The sequence below is a fragment of the Candidatus Sericytochromatia bacterium genome (genome assembly GCA_035285325.1).
In the GTDB taxonomy this organism is placed as follows: domain Bacteria; phylum Cyanobacteriota; class Sericytochromatia; order S15B-MN24; family JAQBPE01; genus JAYKJB01.
Window position 1 is genome coordinate 22,892 of sequence record JAYKJB010000063.1, and the last position, 15,999, is coordinate 38,890.

The 15,999-nt window shown below is 66.5% G+C and carries 15 protein-coding genes and 2 pseudogenes; all 17 read right to left on the bottom strand.

From position 1 onward, the window contains the following. Nucleotides 1-73: 73 nt before the first annotated feature. Nucleotides 74-1,483 carry an MlaD family protein gene (locus tag VKP62_08520; GenBank protein ID MEB3197234.1) on the bottom strand — a complete coding sequence of 470 codons (1,410 nt, stop codon included), beginning with the start codon at nucleotides 1,481-1,483 and terminating at the stop codon, nucleotides 74-76. Between the two features lie 104 nt (nucleotides 1,484-1,587). Continuing rightward, a complete protein-coding gene (locus VKP62_08525) occupies nucleotides 1,588-2,346 on the bottom strand; it encodes an ABC transporter ATP-binding protein (GenBank protein ID MEB3197235.1) in 759 nt (252 codons plus the stop codon). Beyond that, nucleotides 2,343-3,104, bottom strand: coding sequence for an ABC transporter permease (locus VKP62_08530; GenBank protein ID MEB3197236.1), 762 nt, complete (start codon nucleotides 3,102-3,104; stop codon nucleotides 2,343-2,345). The genes VKP62_08525 and VKP62_08530 overlap by 4 nt, the downstream gene beginning before the upstream one ends. Before the next feature lie 88 nt (nucleotides 3,105-3,192). Then, nucleotides 3,193-4,053: a DUF2993 domain-containing protein gene (locus VKP62_08535; GenBank protein ID MEB3197237.1), complete on the bottom strand. Its 861-nt coding sequence runs from the start codon at nucleotides 4,051-4,053 to the stop codon at nucleotides 3,193-3,195. A gap of 4 nt (nucleotides 4,054-4,057) precedes the next feature. Then, the gene (locus tag VKP62_08540) at nucleotides 4,058-5,527 is read right to left on the bottom strand and encodes an S-layer homology domain-containing protein (protein MEB3197238.1); all 1,470 of its coding nucleotides are present in this window, start codon (nucleotides 5,525-5,527) and stop codon (nucleotides 4,058-4,060) included. A 74-nt stretch (nucleotides 5,528-5,601) separates the two neighbouring features. After that, on the bottom strand, nucleotides 5,602-5,970 hold the full coding sequence (locus tag VKP62_08545; GenBank protein ID MEB3197239.1) for a DUF192 domain-containing protein: 369 nt from the start codon (nucleotides 5,968-5,970) through the stop codon (nucleotides 5,602-5,604). Then, the gene (locus VKP62_08550) at nucleotides 5,967-6,917 is read right to left on the bottom strand and encodes a type II secretion system F family protein (GenBank protein MEB3197240.1); all 951 of its coding nucleotides are present in this window, start codon (nucleotides 6,915-6,917) and stop codon (nucleotides 5,967-5,969) included. The genes VKP62_08545 and VKP62_08550 overlap by 4 nt, the downstream gene beginning before the upstream one ends. A gap of 3 nt (nucleotides 6,918-6,920) precedes the next feature. Then, nucleotides 6,921-7,838 (bottom strand): type II secretion system F family protein, encoded by a 918-nt coding sequence (locus VKP62_08555; protein ID MEB3197241.1) that lies wholly within the window; start codon nucleotides 7,836-7,838, stop codon nucleotides 6,921-6,923. A gap of 25 nt (nucleotides 7,839-7,863) precedes the next feature. Next, nucleotides 7,864-9,141 (bottom strand): annotated as a pseudogene (locus VKP62_08560) (CpaF family protein). A gap of 267 nt (nucleotides 9,142-9,408) precedes the next feature. Continuing rightward, nucleotides 9,409-10,047 (bottom strand): annotated as a pseudogene (locus tag VKP62_08565) (P-loop NTPase). A 2-nt stretch (nucleotides 10,048-10,049) separates the two neighbouring features. Further along, entirely contained in the window at nucleotides 10,050-11,111 is a 1,062-nt protein-coding gene (locus tag VKP62_08570; protein MEB3197242.1) for a pilus assembly protein N-terminal domain-containing protein, read from the bottom strand. A 64-nt stretch (nucleotides 11,112-11,175) separates the two neighbouring features. Then, on the bottom strand, nucleotides 11,176-12,291 hold the full coding sequence (gene cpaB / locus VKP62_08575) for a Flp pilus assembly protein CpaB (protein ID MEB3197243.1): 1,116 nt from the start codon (nucleotides 12,289-12,291) through the stop codon (nucleotides 11,176-11,178). A gap of 20 nt (nucleotides 12,292-12,311) precedes the next feature. Further along, entirely contained in the window at nucleotides 12,312-12,758 is a 447-nt protein-coding gene (locus VKP62_08580) for a hypothetical protein (protein ID MEB3197244.1), read from the bottom strand. Continuing rightward, on the bottom strand, nucleotides 12,755-13,432 hold the full coding sequence (locus VKP62_08585; protein MEB3197245.1) for a TadE/TadG family type IV pilus assembly protein: 678 nt from the start codon (nucleotides 13,430-13,432) through the stop codon (nucleotides 12,755-12,757). Before VKP62_08585 ends, VKP62_08580 begins: the two co-directional genes overlap by 4 nt. After that, on the bottom strand, nucleotides 13,429-14,247 hold the full coding sequence (locus VKP62_08590; GenBank protein MEB3197246.1) for a pilus assembly protein TadG-related protein: 819 nt from the start codon (nucleotides 14,245-14,247) through the stop codon (nucleotides 13,429-13,431). Before VKP62_08590 ends, VKP62_08585 begins: the two co-directional genes overlap by 4 nt. 11 nt (nucleotides 14,248-14,258) lie before the next feature. Then, a complete protein-coding gene (locus tag VKP62_08595; GenBank protein MEB3197247.1) occupies nucleotides 14,259-15,389 on the bottom strand; it encodes a TadE family protein in 1,131 nt (376 codons plus the stop codon). A 3-nt stretch (nucleotides 15,390-15,392) separates the two neighbouring features. Continuing rightward, nucleotides 15,393-15,935 carry a prepilin peptidase gene (locus VKP62_08600; protein MEB3197248.1) on the bottom strand — a complete coding sequence of 181 codons (543 nt, stop codon included), beginning with the start codon at nucleotides 15,933-15,935 and terminating at the stop codon, nucleotides 15,393-15,395. Nucleotides 15,936-15,999: the final 64 nt, after the last annotated feature.

The window sequence follows — 15,999 nt, forward strand, 5'->3', positions numbered from 1 at the left end:
TGAGAATACCCCCACAGGTGAGTCGCTTAACACCCGTTTTCAAGGCCGCTCCGGGAGGGTGAGAGCTTTTCCCCTACTTCTTTTCCGCCTCCTTGACCGGCCGCCATTCCAGGCCAAGCCAGACCGTGTTCTCGTTGTTGGAGATGGGGCGGGCCCACTGCGCCATGAGACCGTACTGGCTTTCTCCCAGGGGGAAGTAGCTGGCTCCCAGCCGGATATGTGGCCTGAACGGGTCGAAGAGCTGCCCCATCAGCGTGACCCGGTCCGTCAGACCGTAGTCCAGGCCCACCCCGATTTTCGAGCGAATCAGCCCGAAATGGTATCCGGCAGGCCCCCACACTTTGGTGTCACCCAGAGACAGGTTGAAGAAGTTCCCTTCGCCGACCTGCTCGATGCCCGCTGCAATCGTGTTGTTGGCCACCCGCATCCTGACGCCCAGATTCGCCGCCAGGCCGGTGCCGTCCGGTTTGTTCAAGCCCACCGCCTGAACCTGCGGCTCGATCGCGATGCCGTCGAAGTTTTTCGATTCCGTCAGGGCCGTGGCACCGGTGACCCGCGCCGTCAGGTCGCGGATGTTGCGCACGGTGTCTTTGAGGTCGCGCTGAATCTCGGGATCGCCCGCCGTCGAATTGAGGGTCGTGGCGAGCTGGTCGAGCCGGTGAATCAGGCTGCGCAGATCCTGCACGGCGCGCTGATTGGCCGCGGTTTGCTGCGGTCCGAGCAGCACCTCGTAATTCCTGACCAGGCCACGCGAGAGGGTCCGCATGTCGCCGATAATTCCGGCGACCTCCTGCGGCGTCGTGGCGGCGGCGAGTTCGTTGGCGTGAGTGGCGAGCTGATTCACCGTTTTCAGCAACTGGGAGATGTCGCGCGGGGTCGCCTCCAAACCTTTCAGGATACCCTCGGCCTGGTTGCCGAGCCGATTGACCGTCTCGGTCGTGTTGGCCAGGTTCTCCGCGGTCTTGGCGAAGAGTCGCTCGAACTTCTTCGGGTCGACCGACTTGCGGAAGGATTCGAAGGTGTCCGTGACCTCGTCCAGCACCAGTTCCAAGCGCGAGGGGTCCTCCCCTCGCACGGCCTCCTGCGGTTTCAGCCAGACAATCGGCACCGGGCTCGGAGCGGGCTGCCCCTTCATCTGGAGGGGTGGCTTGGGGGGGAAGATCTCCAGCGCCTTTTCACCGATGATGCCCAGCGACATGATCTTGTAGCGTCCGTTCTTGGGCAGCTGGGTCTCGCTGTCATTGACGTGTACCGTGACTTCCACCAGTGCCCCCCGAGGGTCCAGGTGCTTCACGCGTCCGATTCTCAGACCCATGTAGCGCACGTTGGCGCCCGGCAAGAGCCCCGCCACGTCCCCGAAGCGCACGGTGAAGTCATAGCCGGTGGGGCGCAGCGAAAAACTGGTCAGCCAGCTGAGCCCCACCCCGATCGCGATCAGGGAGGCAAGGGTCGCGGCACCGACTTTGGCAGCGGGAGAAATCACGGTGGAGGCCTCGGAGTGGGGTCTGGGGTGAGGATCCCGGGCAGAGATGGATTGGCTGCCCTCGCCCTCCGGGAACCTGGGCGAGCGGTCAGACGGTCGAGGGGTCAGTCGCCCGTGAGGTCCTGAGTGACGACGCCGTCGAGAAAGTGCCGGATCAGGGGGACCTGGGTGGCGCGCATCTCATCGGGCGTGCCACTGCCGACGACCTGTCCCTGATACAGCATGGTGATGTGGTCCCCGCAGAAAATGGTGCTGTGCTGGTGCGTCACCACGATCGAAGTGGCCTGCGTGTCGCGGGTCAGGCCCACAATCAGCTTTTCAATCACGGTGCTGGTGATCGGGTCGAGGCCCGTGGTCGGTTCGTCATACAGGATCGTGCCCGGATCCCGCGCGATCGCCCGGGCCAGGCTGACGCGTTTCTGCATCCCGCCGCTGAGGTTGGCAGGGTAGAGATGCTCCACCCCAGGCAGGTTCACACGGGCGAGCTTCTCCGCCACGATGCGCTCCAGCTCCGGGCGGGGCACCTCGAGATGCTCGGCAATCGGGAAGGCCACGTTTTCTCCGATCGTCATCGAATCGAAGAGGGCACCGGCCTGAAAGACGAAGCCCAGCTGCTGCCGGTACGATTTCATCTCGTCGGCGGACAGGCGGGTGATGTCCCGCCCGTCGACCCAGACCTTGCCGCGGGTGGGCCTCAGCAAGCCCGCCACGAGGCGCAGGACCGTGCTCTTGCCACAACCGGACGGCCCGATCACCACGCTGGTGCGTCCGGGCAGAAAGGTCAGATTGATGCCCGTCAGAATCTGGCGCGGGCCAAAGGCCATGTGGACATCTTCGAGTCGGATGGTGGGGCCCTGGCTCATCGCAGGCCTCCCCCCGGAAAGAGCACCAGGCTCAGGAAGTAATTCAGCACGAAGATCGCGATCATGCTGTGGACCACCGAGTTGGTGGTGGCCTCGCCCACGCCCTGGGCGCCTTTCTTGGCGTTCAGGCCTTGATGACAGCCGATCACGGCAATCAGGAAGCCGAAAATGCCGGCCTTGAACATCCCCTTGAAGACGTCGGCGGGGACCAGAAATCCCTGAATCGAGTTGAGGAACAAGGCCGACGAGATGCCCATCATCTTGGTGGCCACCAGCCATCCGCCGGCGGCCCCGATCAGCAGGCCGAGGCCCGTCAGCAACGGGACCATCACCATGCAGGCAATCACCCGTGGCACGACCAGATAGCGGCCAGGGTCGACGGCAAAGGCTTCCAGCGCGTCGATCTGTTCGGTGACTTTCATCGACCCCAGTTCGGCGGCGATCGCCGAACCCACACGACCCGCGATCACCACGCTGACCAGGATGGGGGCCAACTCTCGCGCGAGGGCGATCGAGACCACCCCGCCGATGGCGGTGGTCGCCCCGTACTTGATGAACTCATGGGTGATCTGCAGGGTGAAGACCATGCCCACCGAGAGCGAGATCAGCAAGGCGATCGGCAGGGAGTCGACGCCGATGAAGGCCAGCTGGGTCACGGCGTTGCGGTGGTGAATCTGGCCCGTGAGCAGGAGACGCAAGGCGCGCAGGCCCAAGGTCGTCAGGTTCCCGAAAAATTCGAGGAACCCGAGGGTTTTCATCCCAACTGCTTCAAGGGCTTTGATCAAGGGCCAGGGCTCGTGCCAATGCGGGGCGGTCCGGAGGCATCCCGCACACCGACCGGGCCTTTTATTCCCGCGGGTCGGGGGTCTGTTGCAGGCCTGTCGAAGCTGGTTGTTCGGGAGCGGCCGGAAAACCCGCCGGACGCAACCAAGGGGCCGGGTCTGCGGGGAGGGTCCCGACCAGTTCCACCTTCAGGAGCGGGCTGATCACTTCAAGACCCTGAAAGCGCCAGCCGTCCCCCGGCAGCGGCAGCGTGGCCAGGTCCAGCCGGGCTTCCAGGGTTCGCAGCATCGCTTTCAGCACGACCCCAGGAATGCGACGGCCGGCCCACGTCGCCTCGGCCCCGGCCAGTCGGATGCGGTGTCCGTCCGGAGATTCCGGCACTGCTGTCACGACGATCGGCAGAGGCGCGCCTCGGGCCGCCACCACCTCGGCCTGCAATTGCAGGCGTCCGTCACTCAGCTGGACCTTCAAGGCTTGCAGCCGGGCGCGCTCACCGAGTTTTTTCTTCAGGGGCAGCGGGACGGCGAATCCATCCGGAATGGCGATCGCCACGGCCTGACGGAGCCAGGCCGTCAGCGTCTCCTCGCTCGCCGCGACCTGGAGCGAGATCGGGGCCGGGGCGAGCAGAGCCGGGGGCTGCAGCCCCATCAGGGCCTGGCTCGTCAGACGCAGGTCGGTCAGTTGAAGCGTCATCTCGGGCAGGGGCAGACCCGACCAGGCGGCCTGGCGCAGGCGGACCGTCATCGCCGGCACGTGGCCACGGGGCAGATCGAGCAACGGGTCGGCCTCCAGCTGCACCTCGACCTGGGCACGCTCACCGCCCCGCCCTTGGAGTTCAGTGGCCACATGATCCGCCAGCACCCCCGGGGCCATCGCGCTCAACGCCAGGGTCAGGATTGCGGCCAGGGTCGCCTGCAACATCATCGCCTCAAAAGTCCTTGCTGATCCCGAGGGTGGCGCCCAGCATGGTCTGGCTGCCACCGCTCAGGGCTGGGCTCAGCCACATGCCGAGGCCGCCCTCCAGGGCCCACTGGTCGACCAACCGATAGCGGGCCCGCCCGTCGAGATCCAGCCCCAGTCGCGTCAGACTCTGAGGACCTCTCGGCAGGTTATAGCTCTGGAAGAGGGGCAGGAGCAGCGCTCGCCCAAACACGTCGAGATCGGCCGAGGCCCGGTAGGCAAAGGCGGCCCCAGGGCCGAGGCCCATGTAAGTCTTGTCTGCCGACAGGTAATACTGGCTGACCAGTTGCCCCGTGAGGTTGAACTGAGAGCGCCACAGGGCGCCGCCGCCCACGGCCAGCTCCCAGTCGGCTTCCTGGTTGAGTCGGTACCACGCGGCCCCGGAAAGGGTCGTGTCCAGCATGTCGACCGGGGTGGCTCGTCCCTGGTGGGGGATGTCGAAACCCAGGTAAGCCGTGCGCAGCTGGGCGCTTCCCCCCCATGGGCCTTGCCAGTACTCCCCGCTGGCTCCACCGCCCCCGAGCATCGACCCCGAAAACTGTGGTGGTTCTCCCGTCGTCACGGCGCCGGTCTGGCGGGGCAGATCCTCGTTGTACAGCAGGATCAAGGAACCGTTCAGCTGGCCGCGGGTTTGCCATAGCGGGCGCTGCATCCCGCTGCGGGGCTGCGTTGTGGGGAGGGCGCTGGCGGTCTGAGCAGGCAACGTCGCCGCAGGGGTCGGCGTTGGCAGGCCGGCAGGACCGCCGTCCGGGGGACGACTAGCCAGCGGCGCAGGCGTGGGTTGAGATGCCTCCTGCAGCTCCCGTTCAACCGCCGGGTTCAGATAGGGCAAGGCCTTGATCAGCATGCCGAGCAGCTGAAACCGGGTCACGGTGTTCTGCGGAAAAAATCGACTGCCAGGCCGGCTGTCGAGCAGGGCATAGCGGTTCACGATCCGGTCCAGCGTGCCGAACAGCGGGGAGCCGGCCGGCACATCGGCAAAAAAGACCGCCTGGCGCCGGCGCGCCGGTGGCGAGACGCCGTTCTTTTCCAGCAGGGTGTCGAAGGCCTCGACCAGTTCCTCACGGGAGACCCCCGCATCTCCTCGAAACAGGCCCGGCTTGGGGCCTTTCATCAACTCGAAGCCCAGCACCCGCTGAACGTCGCGCGTGGCTTCGTGACCAGGCGGCATGTCATTGAGCACCACGAAGGTGGCCGGTGGTCCGCCCTCCCGATAGAGCGCGCTGATCGTCTGGGCCAGTTCGTAGCGTGTCAGCGGGACCTCTCCGGCGAAGTCGACCGGTGTGCGACCGCCCATGAGGCGGTGGTCGGCCAGCACGCTCGCCGGCACGCGGGCCCAGTGGCCCGGCGGAATGTCTCGGAACTCCACGGCCGCCTGGGCGGCGCCACTGGCGAGCAGGCTGAAAATGAGGGCGGCAGGCAGACAGCGCGACAGCATGGCGCCCCATTATAGCCTCATCTGCGCTCGATTGCGGGGTTCCTGGGCACTGGTCGGCCGAACGGGGCTCGCGTTCAGGGGAACGGCAGCCCCGACAGCCGGTCGCCCAGCTGGACCCCAGCCTGCTGCAGGCGCCCGGCCGGTAGTTCCAGCACGGCGTGTGCCCCTCGGACCGGCCAATCCATCTGCCATGGGCGCATCGCGTGCCGCATGGCCAGGACCTCGCCGAGATGACTGAGGTACAGCACGTCGATGGCATAGCGCATGCCGAAACAGTGCACGGCGTTGCAGGGGATGAGCAGCAACCCCTCGGCCGCCGCCAGGGGAGGGCCCGCCAGCAGACCGACCAGGCGTTGCCAGGCGGTATCGGCCACGCGCGCGCGCAAAGCCAATGGCTGTCCCGTTCGAACGAGGGTCAGGCAGAGCGCGGCCGCCGGGCTCAAGGCGCACTCCAGTTGGTGAACAATTCGAGGGCCACCGGTCCGAAGATCACGATGAAGACCACCGGGAAGATGAAAAATACCAGCGGGAAGGAGAGCTTCACGGGGGCCTGCATGGCCTGTTCCTGGGCGCGTTGAATGCGGTTGTCGCGGGCAATCTCACTCTGGACGCGCAGGCTCTTGGCCACGCTGGTGCCCATGGCCTCGGTCTGGATCATGGACATGACCACCGAGTTGATTTCCTTGAGGCCGACGCGGCGGGCCATTTCCTTGAGCGCGTCCCCTCGGGGACGTCCGAGCTGGATCTCACGCAAGACCTGGTCGATTTCCTCGCGCAGCGGGGAGGGGCGCGTCTTCTCCACCACCTTTTGGAGACTCGCCTGGAGGGAGAGGCCTGCTTCCACGCACACGGTCAGCAGGTCGAGAACGGTCGGGAGCTGTTTCAAGATGGCGTTGCGTCGGCGATCGCCCTCCTGCCTCAGCACCAGCACCGGGTACCAGTAGCCTCCGATGCCCGCAATCAGGGCCATCAGGGCTGCCATGGCCGTGTTGTAACCGAACAGCGCGATCGCGAAGACCACCGCGCCGAGGGGCATCAGCACGGCGCATTTGACCTGCCAGACGCGAACTTGCAACGGCGTCATGGCGTAGCGCCCCGCCGTCTGCAGGAGCTTGGCCAGGTCGTTGGACTCCCCTTCCGTGAAGCGCTCCTCCACGAAGGGCTTGAAGGCTGAGTCCAGCTTGGTGTTGAGGTCGGCCAGGGCGTCGGGGTTGGCCTTGCCCTCGGCCGCGGGATCCCGCGGTCGGAAGCTGGGGCGTTCTTCCGGTTGGGTGAGGCGCTTCAGGCGTTCCTCGACGTCTTCGCGCTGTTTGGGCTTGGCGATCGCCAGAAAGAACAGGAAGGTGGAGGCAAAAATCAGGAACGCCAGCAGCAGTACCACAGGGTCCATCGCTCACACCTCGATCGTCACGATGCGCTTGATGAAATAGGCGCCGGCCGCGATCATGCCGGCCCCCAGCGCGGTCATCAGCATGCCAATGGGGTGGCTCAGCAGCAGGCCCGTCCGGTCAGGGGCGATCAGAAACATCGCCACGAAGAGCCCCACGGGCAGCAGGGCCAGCACCCAGCCGCTCATGCGACCTTGCGTCGTCAGGGTGCGAATCTGTTTTTGCAGCTTGTTGCGCTGCCGGATCGTTTCGGCCACCGTGTCCAGAATCTCGGCCACGTTGCCACCCGTCTGGCGTTGCACGATCAGGGCGGTGGTGGCGATTTCCAGCTCCTCGAGCGGAATGCGCTCGGCCCAGGCGGCCAGAGCAACGTCGAGCGGAACCCCCATTCGCAGCTCCTGCAGCACCTCCGTTACTTCCCCGCGGATCGGGTCCGAAAAGTCCGTCGCAATCGATTCGAAGGTCTGCAGCACGGTCTGTCCGCTCTTGACGCCATTGGCCATCATGCTCAGGGCATCGGTGAACTGGTCCAGAAATTCCGCCAGGCGTTGATTGCGGCGCATCTCCAGGTAGGCGTGGCGGGACCGCCACGTCACCATGCCGAGCCCCCCACCGAACAGGACTCCCCCCGGGGTCAGGCCGCCCATCAGGAATCCCACCGCCGCCACGCCGAGGGAGGCCAGCAGCCAGCGCTGCCGAAAGGTCTGGGGGGTGAGGTCCAGGCCTGCCTGGCGCAGATGTTTCGCGAGGGCTTGCTCACCCCCTTGGTCGCTGGGGCGGGCGGGCGTCGCACCCGCCTGGGGCGTAGCGCCCGCCCCAGGCCGTTCGTGGTGGCTCTGCCAGGCGCGCAGGGCGAACCAGGCGGCCCCGAAGACCAGCCCGAACAGACCCACGAAGAGGAGTAGCTGCGTCGCCAGGCTCACGACCCGCGCATCCTGTTCGCCATCATCACGTCAGAGGGCCTTTCTGAAACAGGTCGGCCGGGAGCTGGAACCCCATACTCTCGATGGTATCCAGGCAGTAAGGCCGGATGCCCGTCGCACGGAAACCGCCTTCCACCTGTAGCTGGCTACGGCCTGACTGCCGAAACTCGAAGATATCCTGCATGCTGATGATCTCACCTTCCATGCCGGTCACCTCGGAGATGCGGGTGATCTTGCGGCTGCCATCCGTCAGACGACTCTGCTGAACGATCAGGTGGATCGCGGAGGCAATCTGCTCCCGGATGGCCCGGACCGGCAGGTCCATGCCGGCCATCAACACCATGGTCTCCAGCCGGGCCAGGGCGTCCCGCGGGGAGTTGGCATGGCCCGTGGCCAGCGAGCCATCGTGACCGGTGTTCATGGCTTGCAGCATGTCGAGGGCCTCGCCCCCGCGCACCTCGCCCACGATGATCCGGTCGGGCCGCATGCGCAAGCTGTTCCGGACCAGGTCGCGGATCGGAATCGCCCCCTGACCTTCGATGTTCGGAGGACGCGCCTCCAGCGAGATGACGTGGGCCTGCGCCAGTTTCAGTTCGGCCGCGTCCTCGATCGTGACGATTCGCTCGTCCGGCGGGATGAACGAGGACAGCACGTTCAGCAGGGTGGTCTTGCCCGAGCCAGTGCCGCCCGAGATGAACACGTTCAGCTTGGCCTGCACACAGGCTTCCAGGAAACTCGCCATGGGCACCGTGCAGGTGCCGAAGCGAATGAGGTCGTGGATCCCCAGGCGTCGTTTGGAGAACTTTCGGATCGTGATGGTGGAACCGTTCAGGGCCAGTGGCGGGATGATCACGTTCACCCGGGAGCCGTCTGGGAGGCGGGCATCGACCATCGGGCTCGATTCGTCCACGCGCCGTCCGATCGGCGCCACGATGCGATCGATCACCACGCGTAGCTGCTTCTCATCGGTGAAGGTGCGGTCCGAACACGTCAGGCGCCCCTGGCGTTCGATGAAAATCTGCCCTGGCCCGTTCACCATGATTTCACTGACGCTGTCGTCGGCCAGGAAGCCCTCCAGCGGGCCGTAGCCGATCGCTTCGTTGGCGATGTCCATCACGATACGGGCCCGCTCTCCGCGCGTCGCCAGCTTGAGCTGCATGTCCTCGATCAGGCGGTTGACCCGCTCGGCCACCTGCTCCCGCATCACGGACTTGAAGTCCGGGTCGGCCAGCCGTTCGAACGGGATGTCCTCCAGTTTCATCTGCTCGACCAGCTTGGCGTGGATGGCCACCTTCATCTCGCGCAGGGCGAGCTGGTCTTGGTCGCGGGGAATCAAGGCTCCGCCTGCTTCGTCGGCCAGGCCTGGCGCATGGCGGTCGGCTGGCGGCGCGGGCAAGGGGCCCGTCATGGCCGTCGGAATCGGATGGGCGGCTGCGCTGGCTTCGGGCGTCAGTTCCGTCAGGGGGCGTTGCGCCAGATCCACCTCGGGAAGCTGTTGCAAGCGTTCGACCAGGGTCTGAATGGCCTGCGACACGGGGTGGTTGGGAGAATGGCTGACAATCGGCAGTCCGCGGTTCAGGGCACTCACCACCTGCGGGTGGTAGGGAATCCGGCTGAACAGACGGCGTTTGAGCGTGGTGGCGACGTCCTCGGCGGAGATGTCGGCCGTGATGCCTTCTCGATTCAGCGCCACGGTCAGGCGATCGCTCGGAAAATGCAGGTCGCGGGCGCGGTCGAGCAACTCCTTGGTGGCCTGGAGGGTGGGAATGTCCGGCGTCACGATGGTCAGGACCACCGAGGCCAGGTCGAACAGCGGCAGCATCAGGGGACTGATGTGCGGCCAGCAGGTGTCGATGATCAGGTGGTCGTGGTGTTCGGCCAGCTGGTGCAGCAGCGCCACCACCCGGCGATGCGGGATGACGGCCTCACCGGGTGGCGGAGCGGCCAGCAGTTGCACCCCGCTGGGATGAGGGATCAGCAGGCGCGCCAGCGGCGTGTTGCGGTTGACCCAGTCGCCCCAGTGCAAGCCACCGGTGTCCAGGTCGAGGAACGAGGCAAGGCTTCCGCCGGCGAGCCAGTCCAGGTCGACCAGCACCGTTTTCGCGCGATGGCGGGTGGCCAGGGCCACCGCGATGTTGGCGGCCAGGACCGAGCGTCCCACTCCCCCTTTGCCGCCGAACAGCGTGATGATGCGCGCCCGTTTTGCCATGGTCAGGGCTTCGGAAAGACGCCGGGGGTGCCCTTGCCGTAGTCCGATTCCGGCTTCACGACGTTGCGATTGACGATGGTGGGCGTGACGATGAAGACCAGTTCACTGACGCGCTCGTCGTAGTTGGCTGAACCGAACAGGTAGCCCAACAGCGGAATGTCGCCCAGCCAGGGCAGCTTGCTCGCTGTGCGGATCTTTTCCTTGCGCAGCAGGCCCGCGATCACCAGGCTCTCGCCGGAAGGAATCTGGACCTCGGTCTTGGCCCAGCGCGTCGCCAGGCCCGGCACGCTGAGATCCTTGAGCTGGACGGCATTCTCCTGGTCGATGGTGCTCACTTCAGGACGCAGCGCCAGGGTGATGGCATCGTTGCCCTCGAGGTGGGGCGCCACTTCCAGGCGCACGCCATATTCCTTCCACTCCACCGTGTAGGCCGCTCCGCCAGCGGTCGCCTGCAGCAGGGGCACGGGAATCTGGCCGCCGGCCAGGAATTCGCCCTTCTTGCCGTTCTGGATCACCAGCGTGGGCTGCGCGAGCACGCGAATGTCGCGTTCCTGGGCCAGCGTATTCAAGGTGGCGCTGAGCACATCGGCGCGCACGGGCAGGCCGAAGCGAAAGGGGGCATTGGGCATGGCTTCCACGAAGCCCAACTTGTCGTTCCAGCGCATGCCCACCTGGCCCAGCTTGCGCTCCGTCACTTCCAGCACCTGGATGCGCACCGCGATCGACTCGTCGCGGGCCGTGGCGATCACCTCCAGCCGGTAAGCCCTGACCGGTCCGCGGCTGGGAAACACCAGAAAGTTCGTGAATCCGGCTTTCTTGGCATTGACCAGGATTTCCTTGCCGCCCGGAAGGGCCACCACGTCCGCGATGTTGGAGTCGCCGACGACCAGGCGCTCCACCCCGTCCGGCGCGGTCACGATGGTGGTCTGGCCGAGCGGGATGGAGATATCGGGACGCTGGGCCAGCGCCGGGCGGGGGCAGGTGGCATCCAGCACGAGTCCTCCCGCGCTGACGCTGACGCAGAGCGCCAGGGTCGCGAGGCGGGCTTTCAGGCGATTGAGCAAGCGAGCGCCCCTTTCAGGTCGCGGTGGTCCAGCCCGTTATACCCGCCTGGCGGGGCGATCGCTTTCACTCCCCTCCGCCGAAGCGAATGACGTGCGGGGTGGTCGGCTTTTTGGGGGCTGGCGCGGTCTGGGTTTGCGCAGCAGGCCGAACTGGGGCCGGCGGGGCGACGCGTTGGGGGCGGGGGCGAGGGGGCTCCGCGGGACGCACCACCTCGCGGATCACCACGCGGGGACGATTGGGCGCCTGGACCGCGGGCGCCGAGCGGACCACGGGGCGGCCCGGTACACGGCCGCTCACCAGCGCCATGATGGCCTCGTCACTGAATTGCGTCTTTTGAAGGCTGGTGTCGCCGTCCGCTCGCAGCACGACCTTCAGGTTGCCCAGATCCTCGAGCAAGGTCACCAGGCCGACCTTGTTGGCCAGAATGGCCAGCGTGACCGTGCTGTCGGAGGCGATGCCGCCGCTCTCATCCTTGGCCTCCTCCTCCGCATTGCGCACCTCGCCGAGCAGATGATCGCCCACAGCGATCACGCGCGCTTTCTGCAACACCGGAGTGCCGATGCGGCGCATGTCGTTGTTCGGGTCAGGAATCGTGGCGATCAGGTCGACCTCGTTGCCCGGCTTGATCAGACCCGCCAGACCGGAAGCGGAATCGACATTGATCGTCTTGGCACGTTCCCCACGTCGAAGCAGATAGGCGATGCCCAGCTTGCGATCCGGCGGGCTGACGCGGGCCTCGATCAGCGGCTCGCCAGCCACCATCGGGGCCAATGCGACCATTCCCTTGGCTTTTTCGAGGCCTTGCTGCTCTGCACCCGCTTCAATGGCGCCTTTCGGCAGAAAGGCGCGAGGGATCGCGGCTGTGGTCAGGCGGTCGTCCGAGAGGCGCGAGCCGCGCTCCACGTCTTCGGTGAGCACCACGACCTCCACCTTTTCCCCCGCCTCCGACAGCCCTGCGGCCGATTTGTTCAGGTAGGTGACTCCCACCGTGGCGGCCAGAAAGGCGGCGGCCGCCGCCAGCAGCAGGAAGCGCCGATTCACGTCCAGCTGTGGCAGCGCGGCGCGCGGGGATGGAGCGGCCTGGGCCGGTTGGCTGACCGCGGAATCGCTTTCCCATGCGGGCGGATGGGTATCTTCCGGCTCCGACCCGCTTGCGCGCAGCTTGTCTCTCAGGTTCATCCTCGTACCTCGGGTTCTGTTCAGGGCTTGGGGGGGATCCGCTGGGAAAAGATCATGGTCAACGGTTGCCTGGTGCGGGGATGAGGGCCCGCGTGGATCTGCAGGTCCAGGCGGCCCAGGCGCGGATGCTCGAACTGCAGCCAGGCCGGTGCGCCGGCATCCGCCGCTGCCACCGCTTCGGCCACGCTGTGAGGCGCACTGCGCCACCCTTCAGCGGGCAAATGGCGAGCAAAATAAGCGATCACCGCTTGAGGTGGGTCGGATGTCTGGGAGATGGCAAGACGTGGACGTTCCCAGGCGGGCAGCGGATGACTGGCGCCGGGATATTCGGGAAACGCCAGCGTGGCCTGCTGCGCTGGCGTCGTCGCCGCCATCGCCAGTGGGGCGATCGAGGCGACACTCAGCAGCCCGATCAGGCTCGCCCCTGGCAAAAGGCCGGCCAGGCCCGGGATGGCGGCGCCCTTCATTCGAATCGCCTCGCCTTGTAAGGCCGGCTGACCACCTTGGCGATCCAGGGGTTCAGGTCCAGCAGGCCCGGGGTTTGCGCGTCACGACCCCGAATCGGTAATTCGGCCGGCATCAGGGCACTGGCCGAAAGGGCAGGGGTCAGCAGATTCGACAAGCCGCCACCCGGCAGCATGCGGGCGGCCAGGCGACCCAGCGGCGTCATGTCGCGCGAGAGGTCGCGCGTGACCGTGGCGCCGTACAGGGCGACTCCGACGCCACAGCGAGCCTGACCCAGGCCGGCTCCCAGGCTGAGCGTCCCGGTTTTCGCATACACCCCGGCCATCCCGCGTCCGCTGGCCCCGAGGCGACTCCAGGCCACGCCCGTCACCCGCACGGTGCTGCGAGGCATGGCCTCCGAGACGGCCTTGCGGGCCAGTTGCTCGTCGGGCTGCAGGCCCTTGCCGCGTCCGTCCTTGAGGCCCTTCAGGGTCGCATCCAGCGCCACGGTGCGCGCGGCGTGGCGTGCCGCCATCGCGGTGCTCTGCTGCACCAGCACCAGGCCACCGCAGTACACGACACCGAGCAGCAGAAGGACCAGCATCGGCAGGACCAGGGCGAATTCCACCAGAGCCTGACCACGTTCGTCGTCGCGGAACCCGCCTGTCCTTGCCTGGCATCGGGGCACGGCCGTCATCGCTTGTCTCCAATCTGCAGCAAGCGAACGGTGTACCAGTTCACGCCGAAGCCCTTCTGAGGGTCGAGGGCGGTCAGCTTTCCGCCAAAGGCGCGCTGAGCGTCCAGCGGCCCGGCCGTGGCCATCGCGCCCAGGGCGGCCTGGCGCCCGTATCCGAGCAACCCCGAACCCAGGGCCGACACCCGAGGTTCCACGGCCACGTGGCTCTTGCCGGACGCGCCCTCGCCGATGCTCTCTTCCTGAAAGGCGGTGCCGCCGATGATGCCGCTCTGGCTGAACTCTGCCAGGGCATCTGGCCGCCGGATCAGGGCCAGGTTGCTGCGGTCGATCACGCCCAGCACGCCGAGATTGGCCTGGTAACCAAGCTCGGCCGCCTGCTTGACCGCCGCGGGGCCCACCTCGGCCTGCGCCACCCAGGCATTATAGGCTTTGATGCCTTCGTGCAGCGCCTCCACGTTTTCGCGGTGGTGGACGGCTCGCCCCAAGGCATCTTGAAAGGCTTGGCGATTTTTTTCCCGGGGATCGACCAGGCCTTGCAGGGCCAGGCCGGTGGCCCGCACCAGGTGTGCCCGGGTCAGGGCAATCTGACCACTGGCCGCTCGATAGGCCAGTGAGCGGGTGTTGTGAACGCCCGCTTTCAGTCCGGTGGCGGCCAGCGCCGAGGCGTCCGCGGCGTTCTGAGCCTGAATCTTGCCCAGAACGAGCAGGCCGATGTCCAGAGCACCGTAAAACAGCGCCATGGTGATCACCACGGCACCGGCGCCCCACAGCAAGGCCTGGCCGTCTTCGTCGTCACGCAAACGCCGGAGCGGCACGTAGGGCCCTCTCATCGGCCAAACAGGACGCGTTCGCGCGCGTCCCGCGTTTTGGCTTCGGTGTCGAGCCCCTTGGTCAATCCTTGTGTCCACGGCCTGACCTTGCGCTCGAACCCCTTCACGTAGGGGCCGTAGACGGGATGCGTCTGGGCCACCTGGACAAAGCGGGCCACGTTTTCACAGGTGCGCGCCAGGCCCGTGCCCTCGTTGGCGACGTTGGCTTCGTGGGCCTTCAGCCCCTCCGCCACGACCTTGGTGGTCCAGGGGGCCTGGCGATCGCCCCGGGCCTCGAAATGTGGGCTCAGATAGAAGAGTGACGAGTAGCTGCCGCTGTTCGCCTTGCCATGGTCCTTCGGGTTTCCAGGCACCGCCCCGCGCGTCTGATAGGCCTCCCCCTGCACGCGCAGCGCTTCGATGGCGCGAATGTCGGGCAATTGAATGGGGGGGACGCTTCCTCCGGCTTGCCCTCCGCCGGCCGGCGGTTTGGTCCCCGTCGGCAGTTTGGCGCCCGGTGTCCCTGGCGGTTTGCCTGCGCCGGGTGCCGCGGGTGCCGGCTCTACCTTCACGACCGGCAGGGCTTCCCGAACCGCCTTCTTGACGGCCTCGACGGCCTTGCCGGCATTTACCACGGCGGCGGGCGCCAGCGCCTTTTCGGTGGCCTCGACCCGATAACTGACCAGGAAGCGCGATTTGGGGCCCGTTTTGGCATTTTCGTGACGCCCGGGCTCGTATTCCAGCGGCAGACTCGCGGCGGCGGACAGGACGTCGAACCCCTGCACCTGTCCCCCCGTCATGGCACTGATGACCCCTGTAAACCGGTCCGTGCGCGCCTGCAACTGAATGCCTGCGGCCTGGCGAGAGCCCTTCATGCCCTGCACAGCCTGCGCCAGCCAGGGGGGGGAGGCAGCCACGTAGGAAGCCAGGGCCGTGCGGGTCTTGCCGAGGTCGCCGCCGACCACGCTGGCCGAGCGGGAGGCCAGGAATGCAGCGGCGTTCAAGCTGCTTTGCTGTTGCAGCCAGAGGGCTACCTCGATCGTGCCGAAGGTCAGCAGCGCCAGCATGGGCAGAACCAGCGCAAATTCAGCCAGGGCTTGGCCGTTCTCGCCGGCCTTCAAACGGCCGAGACCTTTGGCATCAACCACGCTTCAGCCCCTCATCCACGTCAGCAAGTCCTGCGGTTCGGGAAAGAACAGCGCCAGGGCTGAGCCGAGGGCAATCGAGACCCCGTAAGGGAAGGCAGGCGCCGCACTCTGGGTGAGCGCCGCCTGGGCCTTGCCGCCGGGCAAAATCAGCCCGACGAAGTACCAGTACACGTTGCTGAATAGCCGTTTCAGGGTGCCGTGGCGAATCGCCACAGCCACCGCAATCAAGCCTCCCGCGCCCGTCACGTAGAGCACGGCGGCGAGGGCGGCGGGCCAGCCGAGCCAGGCACCAACGGCCGCCATCAACTTCACGTCGCCGGCCCCCATCTGGCCGAGCATGAAGCCCACCAAAAATACCGCACTCCCGCCAAGCAACCCCAACACACTCGACTGAAGCCCCGCGGAGCCCGACATCCAGACGTGCAGCAGCAAACCCACCGCGATCGCCGGGAAGGTCAGCCAGTTGAAAATCTTGCGGGACTGCAGGTCCGTGATCATGGCGACGCTGAGGACGCCGACCAATCCAAATTGCCAGGCGGGTACCATCGGCTCTGTCCATGTTCGGGGGGGCGCCGGGGCCGTGCTGCCTTCATGTTCCCGGTCGAGAGGG